This window comes from Dickeya oryzae, from assembly GCF_020406815.2.
Taxonomy (GTDB): domain Bacteria; phylum Pseudomonadota; class Gammaproteobacteria; order Enterobacterales; family Enterobacteriaceae; genus Dickeya; species Dickeya oryzae.
This window is the reverse complement of the sequence record NZ_CP162670.1, coordinates 2,416,833-2,434,201: the sequence shown is the minus strand read 5'-3', so window position 1 is coordinate 2,434,201 and position 17,369 is coordinate 2,416,833. Positions and strand designations below refer to the sequence as shown.

17 protein-coding genes and 1 pseudogene are annotated in these 17,369 nt (G+C 49.5%); 11 read left to right on the top strand and 7 right to left on the bottom strand.

All coding sequences use genetic code 11. The annotated features are described in order from the left end of the window. Positions 1-90: 90 nt before the first annotated feature. The 5 genes from LF929_RS10750 to LF929_RS10730 form a co-directional block, all read right to left on the bottom strand. Complete coding sequence (locus LF929_RS10750) at positions 91-1,002, bottom strand: transporter (RefSeq protein WP_080649080.1); 912 nt, start codon at positions 1,000-1,002, stop codon at positions 91-93. An 87-nt stretch (positions 1,003-1,089) separates the two neighbouring features. Further along, positions 1,090-2,448 (bottom strand): MFS transporter, encoded by a 1,359-nt coding sequence (locus LF929_RS10745; RefSeq protein WP_080649081.1) that lies wholly within the window; start codon positions 2,446-2,448, stop codon positions 1,090-1,092. A 36-nt stretch (positions 2,449-2,484) separates the two neighbouring features. Next, a complete protein-coding gene (locus LF929_RS10740) occupies positions 2,485-3,663 on the bottom strand; it encodes an acetyl-CoA C-acyltransferase (RefSeq protein ID WP_210175446.1) in 1,179 nt (392 codons plus the stop codon). Positions 3,664-3,732: 69 nt separating this feature from the next. Further along, positions 3,733-4,188, bottom strand: coding sequence for a lipocalin-like domain-containing protein (locus LF929_RS10735; RefSeq protein WP_038907936.1), 456 nt, complete (start codon positions 4,186-4,188; stop codon positions 3,733-3,735). Positions 4,189-4,204: 16 nt separating this feature from the next. Next, entirely contained in the window at positions 4,205-4,978 is a 774-nt protein-coding gene (locus tag LF929_RS10730; RefSeq protein ID WP_210175447.1) for a cyclase family protein, read from the bottom strand. 123 nt (positions 4,979-5,101) lie between these two features. Between LF929_RS10730 and LF929_RS10725 the strand changes: the two genes are divergently transcribed. The 10 genes and pseudogenes from LF929_RS10725 (at position 5,102) to LF929_RS10680 (ending at position 14,211) form a co-directional block, all read left to right on the top strand. Then, positions 5,102-5,335, top strand: a complete 234-nt coding sequence (locus LF929_RS10725) for a hypothetical protein (protein WP_152490383.1) — start codon at positions 5,102-5,104, stop codon at positions 5,333-5,335. Next, on the top strand, positions 5,316-5,954 hold the full coding sequence (locus tag LF929_RS10720) for a TetR/AcrR family transcriptional regulator (RefSeq protein WP_050570674.1): 639 nt from the start codon (positions 5,316-5,318) through the stop codon (positions 5,952-5,954). The genes LF929_RS10725 and LF929_RS10720 overlap by 20 nt, the downstream gene beginning before the upstream one ends. Positions 5,955-6,113: 159 nt before the next feature. Next, positions 6,114-6,680: a GNAT family N-acetyltransferase gene (locus tag LF929_RS10715; RefSeq protein ID WP_210175448.1), complete on the top strand. Its 567-nt coding sequence runs from the start codon at positions 6,114-6,116 to the stop codon at positions 6,678-6,680. Positions 6,681-6,756: 76 nt separating this feature from the next. After that, positions 6,757-8,130: an ATP-dependent RNA helicase DbpA gene (gene dbpA / locus LF929_RS10710; protein ID WP_210175449.1), complete on the top strand. Its 1,374-nt coding sequence runs from the start codon at positions 6,757-6,759 to the stop codon at positions 8,128-8,130. Positions 8,131-8,512: 382 nt separating this feature from the next. Then, the gene (locus LF929_RS10705) at positions 8,513-9,754 is read left to right on the top strand and encodes a glycoside hydrolase family 30 beta sandwich domain-containing protein (protein WP_226093642.1); all 1,242 of its coding nucleotides are present in this window, start codon (positions 8,513-8,515) and stop codon (positions 9,752-9,754) included. A 398-nt stretch (positions 9,755-10,152) separates the two neighbouring features. After that, positions 10,153-10,273: pseudogene (locus LF929_RS10700) on the top strand (IS3 family transposase); the annotation flags it as partial. A 379-nt stretch (positions 10,274-10,652) separates the two neighbouring features. Further along, entirely contained in the window at positions 10,653-12,230 is a 1,578-nt protein-coding gene (locus tag LF929_RS10695) for a hypothetical protein (RefSeq protein ID WP_050570675.1), read from the top strand. A gap of 17 nt (positions 12,231-12,247) precedes the next feature. Further along, the gene (locus LF929_RS10690; RefSeq protein WP_038907942.1) at positions 12,248-12,832 is read left to right on the top strand and encodes a hypothetical protein; all 585 of its coding nucleotides are present in this window, start codon (positions 12,248-12,250) and stop codon (positions 12,830-12,832) included. Positions 12,833-12,844: 12 nt separating this feature from the next. Next, positions 12,845-13,873 (top strand): hypothetical protein, encoded by a 1,029-nt coding sequence (locus LF929_RS10685; RefSeq protein WP_038907943.1) that lies wholly within the window; start codon positions 12,845-12,847, stop codon positions 13,871-13,873. A gap of 50 nt (positions 13,874-13,923) precedes the next feature. Beyond that, positions 13,924-14,211: a YkgJ family cysteine cluster protein gene (locus LF929_RS10680; protein WP_071603273.1), complete on the top strand. Its 288-nt coding sequence runs from the start codon at positions 13,924-13,926 to the stop codon at positions 14,209-14,211. Positions 14,212-14,780: 569 nt separating this feature from the next. Here the strand turns inward: LF929_RS10680 and ychF are convergent. Both ychF and pth read right to left on the bottom strand, forming a co-directional pair. Continuing rightward, the gene (gene ychF, locus LF929_RS10675; RefSeq protein ID WP_012884687.1) at positions 14,781-15,872 is read right to left on the bottom strand and encodes a redox-regulated ATPase YchF; all 1,092 of its coding nucleotides are present in this window, start codon (positions 15,870-15,872) and stop codon (positions 14,781-14,783) included. Between the two features lie 129 nt (positions 15,873-16,001). Beyond that, a complete protein-coding gene (gene pth, locus LF929_RS10670; RefSeq protein WP_012884688.1) occupies positions 16,002-16,589 on the bottom strand; it encodes an aminoacyl-tRNA hydrolase in 588 nt (195 codons plus the stop codon). Positions 16,590-16,861: 272 nt separating this feature from the next. Here pth and ychH point away from each other — a divergent pair, with 272 nt between their 5' ends. Further along, on the top strand, positions 16,862-17,131 hold the full coding sequence (gene ychH, locus LF929_RS10665; RefSeq protein ID WP_038904310.1) for a stress-induced protein YchH: 270 nt from the start codon (positions 16,862-16,864) through the stop codon (positions 17,129-17,131). The last annotated feature ends 238 nt before the right edge of the window (positions 17,132-17,369 follow it).

Here is a 17,369-nt window from a genome sequence, read left to right as displayed (position 1 = left end):
TCACCACCCCGGACAGGTGAAGGTGAGAGTGCACAGTGTCCGGGGTGGCAAGGGGCACCGACTACGATGCCGGTTACAACGCTGCAGGTATTACAACCGCAAAAGGACATTTAACCAGAGTTTCCCCCCCGCAACCGTGTTGTGGGCATAAAGATCCTGGGTGTAGTAGGTGTATACTTTGGCTTTACCCAAGGTTGTACTCGCCAGTAATCCTAGCCCTGCTTGCTCCTGTTTGGGGAAGACATTGCCGCCAAAGTGTGTTACACCACCGTGATTACTGTCTGCGGTGGTTTGCCGCATAAAATACCCCACTGGCCCGATATCCCAGTTACCAAACCGGTAGGTCAGCGTACTGTTTAGAAAAACCTGATCGCCTGAACGGTAATGGTTATCGTCATTTCGGGTATTCGTGTTGTAGACCAGTTGGCTGGAGAAATGCCACTTATCTTTCAGATACGTTACCCCGAGGCTAGGTTCTATTGTCCAAAAATTTCCCGCAACATTCAGTGCGGCGGTGTCATCATATTTTCCCAGCGGGGCATAGACCCCCAGCCCCGTACCGATATGCCAGTTATTACCAAGTGACCAGGTCAGGTCCAGTGGCTGAAATTTCGGGTTGGCGAGCCCGCGAGTGCGCCAGCTACCGAGCGGGCCGGTGGTGGGTTGAGTTCGCTTCATCGTGATATCGACAAACGGGAGCATCACAAACGTTTTATAACTTCCCCCTAATACCGTTATTCCCGGCACCCAGGTGAGTTGTAGCGAATCTACCCAAATTGATGTTTTCTGACCGATATTATGATTGCTTCCGTCTTTTAGCTGAAATTCAGAATAAGAAAGGCGGTTCATAAAATAGAAACCCGGCGGCGGATTAACCGCAATCGGTAAGCCTAAGGTTAATCCCGGTGGAAATGTCGGGGCAATACCGGGTTCTCTGGCTTCAGCCGCATTCATTGATGTTATCGATACTGTAGAGATAAGAAGTAAGAGTAATTTACGCATGATTATATTCCTGACCTATAAGTCTGGAGCGAATCGATAAATAGGTTTTCGCGTTATATCAGGGGTGTAATGCCGATAGTGTTTGTTTTATTTTTCAGAGGTCACCTCATTAATAAAAGCTTTTCTGCCATAAAACAGTAATAAGACACCGGCAATAGCCGCAGGAATCGCGACAATAGGAATAGCAAAACGCAGGGCTTCAGGATGACCGCCAAATATCTGATCGGTGACCAGCGCTACTGCGGTTGGGCCAATACCCAGACCCAGTAAATTAACCACGAAGAAAAATAATGCCGTCACCTGACCGCGTAAATAAGGTGGAACAATATCTTGGACGGCGGTGGGACCGAGGCAATTGACGGCACTGCTAAAGCAACTGGCTATACCAAAGAAAGCCAGTGATACCCAGCCGTCGGAAACCAATGAGGCGGCAACAATCATCGGTAGCCAGCATATGGCGCAGAGGGTAGAGAGATCTACACGGGCACCATAATTTTTACGGCTTAGCCACTTATCCGCGACAATACCGCTCAAAATACCGCCTGCCGTACCGAATACCATCAACGCGAGGCCGTAATACAGGGCGGCTTGTTGGGCGCTCCAATGGTGAATCCGGATCATCAGGCTGGGTACCCAGGTGCCGCTACCGAAGGTGGCAAGCCCCATCAGGGTATAGCCCAACATCACGGGAGCCAGTAATCGGGCCTTTTTTCGGGCCCAGATCAGTGCTGGGTCTGCTGTTCCTTTCTGGCGCAACTGAACTGGAAGAGTGCGAACAGGCTCACGCAGGGTCAGCAACAACGCCACTACAATAATGCCGGGTAACCCTACGGCGATAAAAGCGGCCTGCCAGGGACGTACGGACCCGAATAGCCAGAGCGATACGTGGTCGTGACCGGCGATAAAACCAATGACGATGCCACCCAGCAAGACGGCAATACCAATGCCCAGATAGGTTCCGCTGGTAAACGTCCCCAGTGCCGCCCCCCGCTTTTGTGGCGGGAATGAATCAGCAATCATGGAGTACGCCGCAGGTGCCAGCGTGGCTTCACCAATACCCACGACGATACGGGCGATAAACAGTTGCGGATAATTATTGGCCAGACCACACGCGATGGTTGCCAGACTCCAGATAGCGACCCCTGCCAGCAGCAGGTTGCGGCGATTGGTTCGGTCGATGATACGACCAAGCGGTAACGACAGCAGCGAATAAAACAGCGTAAAAGCGAATCCTTGCAATAGGCTGAGTGATGTATCACTCAGCATCAGGTCATGCTTAATCGGCTCGACAAGCAACACCAGAATCTGGCGATCGACGAAAGAAAAAATATTGGTAATGAGCAATACTCCGACCAGATACCAGCCTGTTGCCAGGCTGGATGGGGAAACCGCCAGAGAATCTGGCGGTGATACACGATGGTCGGGTTGAGTCGGTTTAGTCAACATAGCGCACTCCTCCCGGAGTCTGATAATCAATCGATATTAGTTAACGCATTCAATGGCGAGGGCTGTCGCTTCACCGCCGCCGATACACAGTGATGCCACACCACGCGTTAGACCCTGAGTCCGTAGCGCATTGATCAAGGTCACGACGATGCGTGCGCCTGACGCGCCGATAGGGTGACCCAGCGAGCAGGCACCACCGTTGACGTTGAGACGGCTGTGGGGAATGTCGAGGTTGTGCAAGGCTGCCATGGGAACGACGGCCAGCGCTTCGTTGACTTCAAACAGGTCGACATCCGAAAGACGCCAGCCCGCTTTTTGCAGAACACGCTGAATAGCGCCTATTGGGGCGGTGGTAAACCACTCTGGTTCATGGGAAAAGGTGGCGTGTGCAACGATGCGGGCAATTGGGGTGGCACCGGTGGTGTCGAGGCCCTGGCGAGAGAGCAGCATCAGTGCTGCGGCACCATCGCTAAATCCGGATGCGGTGGCTGGTGTAATGGTGCCATCGGGTTTAAATGCTGGAGCCAGTGTTGGTATTCGCGAAATATCAGCGCGCCTTGGCAACTCATCCGTATCAATTTCGGTACTGTTGCCGGCGTGAGACACGCTCACGGGCGTAATTTCACCGCTATATAGCCCCAGTTTTTGCGCCTGTTGCGCCCGGCGAACGGACTCAATGGCATAAGCGTCTTGAGCCTGCCGTGTGAAGCCATAACGGGAAGCACAATCTTCAGAAAACAGGCCCAGTGAGCGCCCGTCGGCGTTATCGATGCCGTCACGGGTCAGGTGATCCAATATCTGGCTGTCACCAAAGCGAATGCCACCGCGTGCATGCAATAGGTGAGGTGCGTTGCTCATGGATTCCATACCGCCTGCGGCAATAATAGATGCAGAGCCTGCGGTAATCACATCGTGTGCCAGCATCAGGGCCTTCATGCCAGAACCGCATACTTTATTGACGGTTGTGGCACCGGTCGATAAGGGAATTCCGGCGGCCATCATCGCCTGACGGGCAGGGGCCTGGCCGACCCCGGCGGTTAACACACACCCCATAATCACCTCGTCAATCAGGGCGGGATCAACGCCGCTGTCATTAATCACCGCGCGTAACGCGGTGCTGCCTAATTGTGGTGCGGTAATCGTGTTAAATTGACCCATTAATGAACCAATGGGGGTACGCTTGGCGGATGCAATATATACGTCGGTCGTCAACATGGTTGTCTCCTGATAAATGTCATCGTTATATCCACCTGTGATTATTAATATCTTCAGGTAGATGAGGAATTAATAGTGAATACGCCGCCAACGCAATGCCGGATTATGTGTGACGCCGTCAAAAACCATCGGGTCGGATTTCAGTGTCATCACCTTATCATGCTCACTGAATTCAACATGCCGTAATTGCTGGCTCCCAACCCAGTTTGGAATGAGGCAATAATGGAGATGATGTGTTACCTGGTGTTGGATATCATCGGTGACAAAATTCCCGGCGTAGGCGAAATAGGTGGTTGCCGCTTGTGCTAATTGCGCAGGGGTGCCTCCGGTAATATCCGGATTATCAAATAATGTCCGGTCTCCTGACATTATTTGCACGGAAACCCAGTTGTCCTCGTTGTAGCTAATATATCCGCGAGCTGACTCACCCAGGGTGTGAATAACGGTGCCATCGTTCAGAACATCGATAAATTGCTCGAGTAGCCAGGTGCCGATTAATTTTTCGCGCAGTGTTTTTGCAGACATGATCTTATTCCTTCTTCTATTCCTCGATAATGGCAACGGCTCGGGTCCAGCCTGCGGAGGCGGCATGGATCTTGACCGGGAAGCAGGCCACGGTAAAACCGCTGTCCGGTAGTGACTCCAGGTTGTGCAGTTTTTCCATATGGCAATACCCAATATCCCGGCCGACGCGGTGGCCTTGCCAGATGGCCTGAGTGTCGCCATCTTTGGCAAACTGGGCTGACATAAACTTGAAGGGGACATCCCAGCTCCATCCGTCTGTACCCGTTACTCGAACGCCTCTTTCCAGCAAATACAGCGTGGTTTCACGGCCCATGCCACAGCCGGTATTGATGTAATGGTCTTTGCCGTATGCCATGCCAGCGGCGGTATTAACCAGCACGATATCGAGTGGGTTGAGCGTGTGCTGGATTCGCCCTAACTCCTGCTCCACATCGTCAGCAGTAACGACATAACCATCAGGAAAATGTCTGAAATCGAGTTTCACACCGGGGCGAAAACACCAGTCGAGGGGGATTTCATCTATAGTGGCAGCGCGTTCCCCATGATTCATCGTGGAGGCGTAATGCCAGGGGGCATCCATGTGTGTTCCTGCATGGGTGGTCAGCGTCACTTCTTCAACCGCCCATCCTTCGGCATCAGGGAAATCCTGTGGGGTAACGCCGGGGAAAAAGCCCGCCATCACCGGAGCCATCACGTTATGGTCACTGTAAGTAATGCGGGGGGTTAGTCCGGGAGGATCGGCATTAACGCCATTTTCTATTGTCACGGAAAGATCGATGATTTTTTTCATTGTATTAACCTCAGGGTGTAATTCATTAACATCACTGTTTTCCCACTGCAGTACGGTGGGGTAAATTATTATTGGTCGGTCGACCAACCTAATTCAATAGTAAGTTTTGCTGTTGAGATTTCCGTGATGGCGCTCGCGCTTTATGCTGTGCAGGGAAAATTTATGTTTTCATCCGTGTCGACAAGCTCTGCACACGGATGCGATGCTGTGAACGTCAAAGAACATAAATGTGGTACTGACGGTGACTTCGCCCGTTTGTTGCCCGCCGAGACCACCGGCGAGAATGATTTTGCTCTTGACGAAAAAAGAGTGGGTTTGACAGGAACTATGGGAGCTTATGGCACATTCCACGCGTGAAAAAATCATGGATGCAGCAGAATTGCAGTTTGCTGAATATGGATATGATGCGGTATCCGTGCGCAATATTACGAATACCGCCAGGGTTAGGTTGGGCTTGCTGGCGTATCATTTCGGTACCAAAGAAGCGCTCTTTGAGGCGGTCATCGCCCGTCGGGTTGATGAGTTGAACCAGCGGCGTCTGGCTGCCCTGAGCGAGGTTCGAAAAAAAGGCGACTTTAGCGTAGAACAAGTTATCAGCGCGTTTTTGTACCCTTATCTTGAATTAGCCTGCATGGATGATCCAGGATGGCGTGCATACACCAAACTGGTGGCGCAGGTTTCTCATAATGAACACCATTTACCGGTGTTAAAAAAATATCTCGATGCGGTGGGGCACCAATTTATTGACGCGATCATGGCCTGTTTCCCTAATACAAGTTATGAACAAGCTGCTTGTGGGTTCATTTTTACTGCGGCGGCAATGGTCGGTATTTTTTCACGGCCGTCCCGCATTAATAGTTTGTCACAGGGAAAAATATCCAATGAAGACCTGCAGGCAATCTATCCTAATTTACTGACTTATGCGGTCGCGGGGGTCACGGCGACCTGCTCAATATCGTCCCCCGTAACGGCATAATGCAGGGGGGGACCGGAATGATGGCGTATCCTCACGATGATAATCTGGCGGGCCGGTTGCCGTGTTAATTGTCCAGCGGTTTAGGTATGGTGCGATAGGGTGTCGCAGTCTACCTATGTACACCGTCGTTATTTGACTTGTTGAGGACACATCATAAAGATGAAAATAACCACCGAAAGACTTGTCATTAGACCCTTTGAGACGAAAGATGCCGCTGGGTTATGGGAATATCTCGCCCAGCCGCGCATGAATTGTTTTATGGATGAAAAGCTCGATACCCTTGAGGATGCCATCAGCGAAGTACAGCGCAGGCATCACGATGAAACGCAATTTGCTGTTTGCCTGAAAGATACGGATACCCTCATCGGGCATGTATTTGCTGAGCGTGATGACGTGGATAACGACACGTACGGCGTCGGCTGGCATTTTAATGGAAAATATGAAGGGAAGGGCTACGCCAGTGAGGCGGCGCGGGCATTTTTCAATTTCCTGTTTGATAGTAAAAATGGAAGGCGAATTTATGCGTACGTCGAAGATTATAATGTCCGATCGCAGAAAATGTGTGAGCGCCTGAATATGCGCAGGGAAGCCTGTTTTCTGGAGTTTGTTCCGGTATGGCGCAGCACCCCAGATGAAGTACAGCGATACGACAATACCTACGTGTATGCGATCTTAAAAAAAGAGTGGCGGGCGCAGACGTCATTGAACGACGCAGCGATCCGCTGAGGTAGAGAAAACTCCTCGCGGCATGGCAGTCAAGGAATGGTATTATTGTCGGCCGAATTTATCTGGAATTTTCACTGTGACCCCATTTGCTGAACTGAACGCGCTTTCTGCGGAACAACTCACCACCTTAAACGAATTAGGGTATCTGTCCATGACCCCGATTCAGGCTGCCGCATTACCGGCTGCCCTCGCCGGGAAAGATGTCCGTGCGCAGGCGAAAACCGGCAGCGGTAAAACGGCGGCTTTCGGGCTGGGCCTGCTGCAGCATCTGGATGCCGGGCAGTTTAATACCCAGTCGTTGGTGCTGTGCCCAACCCGCGAACTGGCCGATCAGGTCGCCAATGAACTGCGCCGTCTGGCTCGTGGTATGCCGAACATCAAAGTGTTGGTGTTGTGCGGCGGAGTACCGTTTAGCATCCAGCGTGACTCGCTGATTCATGCTCCCCATATTATTGTCGCCACACCGGGCCGACTGTTGGATCACCTGAAAAAAGAGACCGTCAGCCTTGATGCATTGCAGACATTGGTGCTGGATGAAGCGGATCGCATGCTCGATATGGGGTTTGCCGATGCCATCGACGAGGTGATTCACCACGCACCGGCCGAACGCCAGACACTGCTGTTTTCCGCCACCTGGCCGGAGGCGATTGCCGCCATCAGCCGTCGTATTCAACGTGATCCGTTGGTCATTGAAATTGACACGGTGGATGAATTGCCAGCGGTCGAGCAGCAATTCTATGAGGTGTCGCGCAACGGCAAGCTCGATCTGCTGCAAAAGTTGCTGAGCCGTGAACAGCCCGCGTCCTGCGTCGTGTTCTGCAATACCAAGAAAGATTGTCAGGCGGTATACGATGCGCTGACTCACAGTAATCAAAGTGTACTGGCGCTGCACGGCGACATGGAGCAGCGCGATCGCGACCAGACGCTGGTGCGTTTTGCCAACGGCAGCAGTCGTGTGCTGGTGGCAACCGACGTTGCTGCACGCGGGCTGGATATCAAGGCACTGGAGATGGTGATTAACTATGAACTGTCGTGGGATCCTGAAGTGCATGTCCATCGTATCGGCCGTACCGCCCGTGCCGGTGAACAAGGGCTTGCCATCAGCCTGTGTGCACCGGAAGAATCACAGCGAGCGAATGCACTGGAAGAGATGCTGAAGATGAAACTGACCTGGCATCCATTGCCCAGTGGGTTGCGCATCACGCCTCTGGAAGCGGCGATGGCAACGCTGTGTATCGATGGCGGCAAAAAAGCCAAAATGCGCCCCGGCGATATTCTGGGTGCGCTAACCGGCGACATGGGGCTGGATGGCGCGGATATCGGCAAGATTACTATCCACCCGATGCACGCTTATGTAGCCGTTAAGCAGTCGCTGGCGCGTCAGGTTTGGAAGCAACTGCAACAAGGCAAAATTAAAGGGAAAGCAGTAAAGGTCAGGCTGCTAAAGTGAGCTGATGACCGATATCAGGTTCTCTTTCATTGTTTTACTCACGTATTGCTTTTACTCGCGGATAATCTCAGACATGCTGGCTGCTTTTGCGGCCAGCATGGGTTGTGATTCATTTATTTCGAACACCAGGTTAAAGATAGTAAATAGAGAACGAGCTAATTATTAGTTCGGTGTCGACTCATTTTATTATACCGTTTTGTTAATGTAATGACTGAATGAAAAACCATTCCTGATATACCTCTTTATAAAATTGCACATCAGTAAATAACTATTACAATGTAAATCGCGGTGGACTTTACACCCTCTCCATCGCGTTATTTGGAATTACAAAGTCAATTATTTCCTATTATTTCTAAATATTCATTTATTAAGGATGGATGCTATGAATGGAAATGTTAGTCTCTGGGTTCGTCATTGTTTACATGCGGCTCTATTTGTTTCGGCTACGGCAGGTTCTCTCGCTGTGTATGCTGATACAGTAAAAATTGACGCAAAAGTTAATTATCAAACAATTCAAGGTTTTGGTGGAATGAGTGGGGTGGGGTGGATCAATGATCTCACCACGGAACAAATTAATTCCGCATACGGGAGTGGAGCTGGTCAGATAGGGCTGTCGATTATGCGCGTCCGAATTGATCCAGACTCCACTAAATGGAATATACAGGTTCCGAGTGCACGTCAGGCTGTTTCACTGGGGGCCAAAATAATGGCAACCCCTTGGTCACCACCGGCTTATATGAAAAGCAACAACAGCCTGATAAACGGTGGGCGTTTACTACCGGCGCATTATTCTGCTTATACTTCGCACCTGCTGGATTTTTCCAAATATATGCAGACTAATGGCGCACCGCTGTATGCCATTTCGATACAAAACGAACCAGACTGGAAGCCTGACTATGAATCCTGCGAATGGAGTGGTGATGAATTCAAAAACTATCTCAAATCGCAAGGATCCAAATTTGGTTCTCTCAAAGTCATTGTCGCAGAGTCGTTAGGTTTTAACCCTGCGTTAACTGACCCGGTATTGAAAGACAGCGACGCATCAAAATATGTGTCAATCATCGGTGGGCACCTGTATGGCACGACGCCCAAACCCTATCCGTTAGCACAGAATGCCGGTAAGCAACTGTGGATGACCGAACACTATGTGGATTCCAAGCAATCAGCGAATAACTGGGCATCGGCGATTGAGGTGGGTACTGAACTGAATGCCAGCATGGCATCCAACTATAGTGCTTACGTCTGGTGGTATATCCGTCGCTCGTATGGATTGCTGACAGAAGACGGTAAAGTCAGTAAACGGGGTTATGTGATGTCACAATATGCCCGCTTCGTTCGCCCCGGTGCGGTACGCATTCAGGCAACCGAAAATCCCCAGTCAAATGTTCACCTGACCGCGTATAAGAATACCGATGGAAAAATGGTGATTGTTGCTGTCAATACCAATGACTCTGACCAGATGCTGTCACTGAATATCAGTAACGCCAACGTGACTAAGTTTGAGAAATACAGCACATCAGCATCGCTGAACGTTGAATATGGCGGTTCATCTAAGGTTGATGGTAGCGGTAAAGCAACGGTATGGCTGAACCCGTTAAGTGTGACAACATTCGTCAGCAAATAACGTGTCGCATTAGTCTGTAGTCGTCACAATGTGATCTGACAAATCAGTCTGAACAGTATGAAAATACGAGAGCTACCGATTGTGGTGGGGGATAAACCCCCCAAAGCAAACAAAAGGTTGCTCTCATTTTTATTTTCATCACCAGTTCTGCTTTTAATTGTCTAATAAATCAGTGCACCAGGTTAGGTGGTAAAATTTAACCATCAAACGAGGTGAGCTATATCAATCGGGCGTCGGAAGTTTTCTCCTGAATTTAAACGAGATGCCACACCATTACATTAGTGTTAGAACAGAAGCATTCAATCCTGGGGGCTTCTAAGGCAGAAAGACCTTCATACACCGCTGAACGGCAGGCGCTGTTTCACATTGACCCGTGCTGCCACTATAAGTCACTGGCGTTCAGACAACGATTATAGCGTTACCAGATAACACAGAGTATGAGCCAACGTGGAAATTTTGGGACCATACATTAATCGAACGCCTGTTCCGAAGTCTGAAGGAGTGCCAGAAACCGGTTATAGGTGTTTGCCTGAGACTGAATTGGATATTATTCGGTATTTATTTGGGGATTACAATCAATGGCGACCACACAGTGTTAATGTAGGAGTAAGATAATGGCAGAACAACCTAAGCTCGTGTCCTGATATACTTGACCACGACATTGAAAGCAACTACAGTCAGCACAATAAGACGCTTTGCGAGCACAGCATCTATTTTTTAAGTATAAATAGAAATACCATGCCGTATAGCTCCGCAAACTCATTTAGTTGCCTCTCCTTACTATTATTTTTATAATGAATCTATAGTACTGTTTTTATTAATCAATATTTAGCACATTGTTGAGATAAAAACACTTTGTCGTGGAACTGTTTTTGACGACATACAGAAGGAATGCATCATGTCACATGACTCAGAGAAAAAAGAGACATCGGCATCCGCTGATGTGAGGAAGCAGAAACATAGTCGGGAAGCAATCAACCGCGATCAAATTCGTACGGTCACGGCGCTTGCGGAAGATGAAATTGTTCAGCGTTTTGGTAGCGCCAGCGCGGAATACCTCAAAGGCTATCGTGGTATTGATAACGAAACGGGGCAACGGTTTGCTAAAGGGTTAGCAGATGTCACCAACCATAAAGTAAACCCTGATTACGCAACGCAGAATATTAAGCAGCAAGCGGGATTTTCTGCCGAAATTTCTACCACCAGCCGCGATAACGCCGAAGCGATTATTAATGGCGATACCACCCGGACGATTCGTAGCGATGATTTGCCCGTATTTGGCCGCAACCATAACGTCGTTGACCGGGTAAAAATCCAGGATGGCGTTATTGTTGAAGGTTCACAAAGTCAGATGAAGTTTGTTGGCGACCGTGACGAGCTATTTAAAAAAATCGCAAAAGAAGACGGTAAATTTGCCCGTTACCGGGGCGTGAAACTGGAACTGCCTTCAGAACAGATCCCGGGGGCGTCGAAACACTGCTATGAATGTGCTGCTAATCTACGTGAACAGGCCAGTCAGGTTGAGGCCGCAGGCAAGACGGATTTAGCAGATAAATTTCGCCGTGAAGCAGACAACTACGAGCAGTTAGCAGACAACATCTGTGACAGTGGTTTAACGACTGAAGAAGCCATTTTTTATCGTGAGCATCCTAATATCGCCACGGCGATGGATATTGCGCGTACCAGCCATCGTGCCGGTATTGAAGGTGCGAAAACAGGTGCCATTGTAGGCGGAGCTATTTCACTGGTAGTCAACATTTTCAATGTGGCGCAGCAGAAGAAATCGCTGGGCGAAGCCATTGAAGATGTTGCAGTAGATATCACGAAAGCCACCGCCGTAGGTTATGGTTCGGCGTTCGCCGGTTCAGCTATAAAAGCCGGTTTGCAGCAATCTGAAAGCCAGGTGCTCCGTTCGATTGCCGGGACAACTGCCCCTGCTCTGGCGGTCAATATCTGTCTGTCGCTGGGACTGTCCATCAAGCGTTACGTGAATGATGAGATTGATGAAGTTGAACTGTTGAATGAGATCGGGGAAAAAGGCGCGGGCATGCTTTCCAGCAGCATGATGGCGGCGTTAGGGCAAGTTGCGATTCCTGTTCCGGTGGTGGGTGCAGCCATTGGTGGAATGATTGGTTATACGCTCTCCTCCATGTTTTATCAAAGCGCTCTTGAGGCCGCCCGTGGGGTTGCACTTTCGCGCGAGCGTTTGGCCCGTGTCAGCGCAATTGAGGTCGAGGCGCGTTTACATATCGCAAAGCAGCAAGCGTTGTTTGATGAATTTACCGCTCGGGAAATTCCCCAGCTTCGTCGGGACACTCAGCGTCTTTTTAAAGTCCTTTCTGACGGTGCCGATAACGTTGATATTCTTGTGTTTGCGATTAATGATTTTGCTTCTTTGCTGGGTAAACAATTGCAGTTTCAAAACCGCTCCGAGTTCGATGATTTTATGCGTTCAGATAAACCATTAATACTGTGAATGGAAACCAAATCACTATGCTAATTAAAATGCTATCGGATGAGAAAAAGGCTCTGCTGGTTGATCTTGCCAGACTCCTTACCCTATCTGATAACCCGCTGCGTTGGGACGGGAAAACGAAGGATGAGCTGACGTCAGACTCTAATCTGAATAATATGAGCATCCATAAGGATGCGCTAGAAACCGCATTACTCGAAGAGTTAGAACAGTACTCAGCGGGTTCAACCGTCTCACCTAACGTATTCTTTGGTGGATTTGGGCCCTCCAGTACGACTACGGAACACGGTTTAATTGAGAAACTCAAGTCCTATCCGCTCGCCGTGATTGATGCTCCAGAAACACGTATTCAGGCTGCCACTGCAGTATTAAAGATACTCCTTGCAGATAAAACTATTGAAGATATAGCAACGCCTAAAATCATTCTCTTCCAGCTTTTTTTAGTTGCGCTAAAGGATGGTCAAATATCCAGTATTGAATGGATGTTGCTAAAAGAAATTCAGATTTATTTCAAGATACCTGATTTTATTTTCAAGGATCTATTAGACCGTGCCGAAGCATTAAACAATGAAATGAGTAAAACAATCGCCCTTATTCTAGAATAAAGGAGTTATGACATGCCTATTCCAATTATTATCGGCACGGTAGCCGCTGCTGCTGGCATTTACGGTATCGTCAAAGGTGTTGGCGGTGCAAAAGACCACAGCAATGCAAAAGATATCAACGAAAGTGCGCAAAGCATGATTGACGAGATCGGCGCTCAAATTGAGAGCAGCCGCGAAGCGACAAACAAAACCATTGAAGACTATGGTCAGCGTAAGCTCCGCGCTTTTAACGGCGTCATTAATGAATTTATCGTCACTTTTAGCCGCCTGCAGAACGTTGAACTGACGCACAGCAGCGAGTTGGAAAAACTGAACGCGAGTGATTTCGCACATACGACCTTATCTGACCTGAAGCAAAATTATCAAATGCTGAAAGAGGCTGGGCTGGGCCTTGGTGCCGGGATGGGAAGTGGTGCAGCGCTGGCATTTGGCGCGTATAACGGCACAATGCTGCTGGCAACGGCCAGTACGGGAACTGCCATTTCTTCTCTGACGGGGGTGGCAGCAACAAACGCCACGCTGGCATGGTTGGGCGGTGGTTCCCTGGCAACGGGCGGTTTTGGTATGGCAGGTGGGATGATGGTGCTCGGCGGGATTGTAGCGGGGCCGGCATTGGCTATTTTCGGCCATATTCTGGGGAATAAGGGTGAAGAAGCACTTAATAACGCACTCAGTAACCTTGAGCAGGCCAAAAGCGCTCACGCTGAGGGCGTATTGATAGTGGGTAAACTCCAGACTATTGAAACGATCACCTCGCTGGCAAATAAGGCCTTTTCACTGATTAGTGCTCGCCTTCGTGGTGCGGTCCACGACATGAAGCACGCGCTGGATAGCTACGGCGAAAACTACCGTAACTTCCCACAAGAAAGCAAAGATGCCGTATACATGGCCGCTAACTATGCGAAATTGCTAAAAATTATGATTGATACCCCGATCCTCGATCAAGAGGGTAATCTGGTGCTTTCCACTGAACGACGGATTATTGATATTGCAACTGTCGCGGAAGGTAAAAAAGCAAAGCTGGATGATATTGACGCATGAGGTGAAATCAGGCTCGCGCCCCCTCGCTAGCCTGATAACAAGTGATAAATATGTTTTGTGACAGCAACCTTTCTCCGTTTCCGTGCGTACAGTGTGGCATTTGCTGTCAGCGTGTGAATCTGGCAGAAGAGACTCGTTTTCTCGATCAAGGTGATGGGACTTGTCGGCATTATGACGCCGTCAATAAAGGGTGCAGTATTTATCATGATCGGCCAGATATTTGCCGAGTCGATCTTCAATTTGAGCAGCATTATGCCCGCTTTTACACTTGGGACGAATTTGTTGAGCTTAATCTCACGGTGTGTCGTCAATTGATCGCCGAAGAAGAAAATCAGTAATATTGTATATCCGTGATTTCTACCTATTTGATAGCGATGGTATACAGGTTGATTTGGAGAGTTTGCCAAACGCGAACTGGGTGAGTTTAAATCGATAGCGCCATACTTTTCTGCCGTTGGGTTTTACTGTGTGGCATCGAGTATCAGTGAGTATAATCATTCCGTGTATATTTATTACACCGTTATTGTTCTCACCGGTGTACTTAATTTTAGCTACGCTTCTACGATATTATCTGAGACAGTATGAAATAATAAAATCCACGCAACTGCGTGGATTTTATTGTCAGCTTTAAACCACCTCCTCGGGAGGTGGTGATTGTTCCTGTGAGGCTCTAGCCTGAAGAAAGCCCATGCGTAAATGTTTCATCTTACACTTAGATGATTCAGAGAGACTGTGAGGTTTTTCCTCGGTAATGCATTCGAGAAGAAGGCTAAAGAGTGGCGAATAAATATGTTGTGCCCCCTTTCAGGGGGCCACATCAAAGCCGCCTTCTTTGAAGGCGGATTTTTATTGGGTTTGTCAGTCTTCAATAGAGACTGTGCGATCTCATGAGACAACAAAAACGATTTTAGACGTTAAACAGGAAGTTCATAATATCGCCGTCTTTAACGATATATTCTTTCCCTTCTGAACGCATTTTACCGGCTTCTTTGGCACCTTGTTCACCTTTGTAAGTGATGAAATCATCAAAGGCGATGGTTTGGGCGCGGATAAAGCCTTTCTCGAAGTCGGTATGAATTTTACCGGCTGCCTGCGGAGCCGTCGCACCGACCGGGATGGTCCAGGCGCGGACTTCTTTCACCCCGGCGGTGAAATAAGTCTGCAGGTTCAGCAGTTTGTAGCCAGCACGAATCACGCGGTTTAGCCCCGGTTCTTCCAGGCCCAGTTCAGCCATGAATTCGTCGCGCTCGGCGTCGTCCAGCTCGGCAATGTCTGACTCCACCGCCGCGCAGACCGGCACCACCACCGAACCTTCGCTGGCAGCGATTTCACGCACCTGATCCAGGTAGGGGTTGTTTTCGAAACCGTCTTCATTCACGTTGGCAATGTACATGGTCGGCTTTAACGTCAGGAAGCTCAGGTAACGAATGGCGGCTTTCTCTTCTGCACTCAGATCTAAGGCGCGAAGCATGCCAGCCTTTTCCAGTTGTGGCAGGCACTTTTCCAGCGCTGCTTGCTCAATTTTCGCGTCTTTGTCGCCGCCTTTGGCTTTCTTCTGCACACGGTGCAGCGCACGTTCACAGGTATCCAGATCCGCCAGCGCCAGTTCGGTGTTAATGGTGTCGATATCTTCCGCCGGGTTCACTTTACCCGCAACGTGGATGATATTTTCATTTTCAAAGCAACGTACCACATGGCCGATGGCTTCGGTTTCACGGATGTTAGTCAGGAACTGGTTACCCAGACCTTCACCTTTGGAGGCACCCTTTACCAGACCAGCGATATCCACAAATTCCATGGTGGTGGGGATGGTACGCTGCGGCTTGACGATCTCAGCCAGTTGGTCGAGGCGGAGATCCGGCATCGGTACAACGCCGGTGTTGGGTTCGATAGTACAAAACGGAAAGTTGGCCGCTTCGATACCGGCTTTGGTCAGCGCGTTGAACAGAGTAGATTTACCCACGTTAGGCAGCCCAACGATACCGCATTTGAATCCCATGTTTATGTCACCTTAAAAATCACTAATCATCAGGCTTTACGTGTAAAAAGCCTGTCAGAATGGAAAAAGTCAGTCTTGATGCTAATTATACACATAATGCGGCATGAACTCGATCCGCCCGATACGTCATCATGACGCTTTGAACGCATGCAGGCGGTTCATGGCTTTGACCATGTCTTCTTTCATCAAAATATCGGTACAGCGCAAGGATTCGTCGATGGCCTGATCGATCAGCGTCTGTTCGCTGACGGGCGGCTTACCGAGCACGAATCCCACCACTTTGTTTTTATCGCCCGGATGGCCGATGCCGATGCGTAAACGGTGGAAATTGGGGTTATTGCCAAGTTTACTGACGATATCTTTCAGCCCGTTGTGACCACCATGGCCACCGCCGAGTTTCAGCTTGGCGACGCCGGGGGGGAGGTCCAGTTCGTCGTGTGCCACCAAAATTTCATCAGGTTGGATGCGATAAAACGTTGCCATGGCAGCCACGGCTTTACCGCTCAGGTTCATGAACGTTGTGGGCACCAGCAAACGTACATCGTTGCCTGCCAGAGACAGGCGTGCGGTATAGCCGAAAAATTTACTCTCTTCTTTCAGCGGCTGCCGGTAGGCGTCAGCCAGGCGGTCAACGTACCAGGCACCCGCATTGTGGCGGGTGGCGGCGTATTCGGCTCCAGGGTTCGCCAGACCTACAATCAATTTGATACCACTCACAGTTGCATACCACTCATTATTGGATACGACTCACGCGATACGTTTTCAAACGGCCAGAGGCGTGCCACGTATCTGGGGAATTGGCAAAGCGGGTAGTGTAACGCAGGGGCTGTTGATCACCAACATGTGATCCTTCACGCAACCTCAGGCGGAGGGGCTGCTTATACTGTGAGCAGATCAGAAGGGCACGCAGCACTATTTTAATTATTCACCGTGGTCTAGTTATTTTCCCTGGTCTGATTATTTCCACTGGATATTTCTGGAGGTGAAATATGAAACGTAGAAATGCTGAGAGAGTGGGCAACGCATTCATGGGATTGGGTCTGTTGCTTATGGTTTCAGGAATAGCGTATTCGATTGCTAATCAGCTGCCTGAATTAAATCTGCCGGGGTCGCTCTATTATGTAGAGTTACTGGCTATTTTTGCTGGCGCTATTTTGTGGCTGACAGGTGCACGTATTAGTGGTCGTGAGAGTGTGACGGACCGTTACTGGTGGCTGAAACACTTTGATAAACGCTGCCGCCGTGAGCGTCACCCTTAAGTCACGTGTAGCTCAAGACGCAATTGACTCGTCGGTCGCAGGCGGGGTTATATATACCCGTCATATCTCACGTTGCAGGCGTGTGTTGGTGTTTTACTCGATCCATAACGAGGCCCAGGCTCATCGTTCTGCTGTGAATGTTCAACGTATGAATGTTCAAGACAAGAACGTGTTGCCCTGCAACCCGAATGAGGTGGGGGAGATATTCACCAGCATCGGGTAAGAAGAATAAAGACGG

Bases quoted from the DNA above. Each gene is read 5' to 3' on its own strand.
- LF929_RS10750 (WP_080649080.1), bottom strand. From the start codon at position 1,002: ATGCGTAAATTACTCTTACTTCTTATCTCTACAGTATCGATAACATCA.
- LF929_RS10745 (WP_080649081.1), bottom strand. From the start codon at position 2,448: ATGTTGACTAAACCGACTCAACCCGACCATCGTGTATCACCGCCAGAT.
- LF929_RS10740 (WP_210175446.1), bottom strand. From the start codon at position 3,663: ATGTTGACGACCGACGTATATATTGCATCCGCCAAGCGTACCCCCATT.
- LF929_RS10735 (WP_038907936.1), bottom strand. From the start codon at position 4,188: ATGTCTGCAAAAACACTGCGCGAAAAATTAATCGGCACCTGGCTACTC.
- LF929_RS10730 (WP_210175447.1), bottom strand. From the start codon at position 4,978: ATGAAAAAAATCATCGATCTTTCCGTGACAATAGAAAATGGCGTTAAT.
- LF929_RS10720 (WP_050570674.1), top strand. From the start codon at position 5,316: ATGGCACATTCCACGCGTGAAAAAATCATGGATGCAGCAGAATTGCAG.
- LF929_RS10715 (WP_210175448.1), top strand. From the start codon at position 6,114: ATGAAAATAACCACCGAAAGACTTGTCATTAGACCCTTTGAGACGAAA.
- LF929_RS10705 (WP_226093642.1), top strand. From the start codon at position 8,513: ATGAATGGAAATGTTAGTCTCTGGGTTCGTCATTGTTTACATGCGGCT.
- LF929_RS10695 (WP_050570675.1), top strand. From the start codon at position 10,653: ATGTCACATGACTCAGAGAAAAAAGAGACATCGGCATCCGCTGATGTG.
- LF929_RS10690 (WP_038907942.1), top strand. From the start codon at position 12,248: ATGCTAATTAAAATGCTATCGGATGAGAAAAAGGCTCTGCTGGTTGAT.
- LF929_RS10685 (WP_038907943.1), top strand. From the start codon at position 12,845: ATGCCTATTCCAATTATTATCGGCACGGTAGCCGCTGCTGCTGGCATT.
- LF929_RS10680 (WP_071603273.1), top strand. From the start codon at position 13,924: ATGTTTTGTGACAGCAACCTTTCTCCGTTTCCGTGCGTACAGTGTGGC.
- ychF (WP_012884687.1), bottom strand. From the start codon at position 15,872: ATGGGATTCAAATGCGGTATCGTTGGGCTGCCTAACGTGGGTAAATCT.
- ychH (WP_038904310.1), top strand. From the start codon at position 16,862: ATGAAACGTAGAAATGCTGAGAGAGTGGGCAACGCATTCATGGGATTG.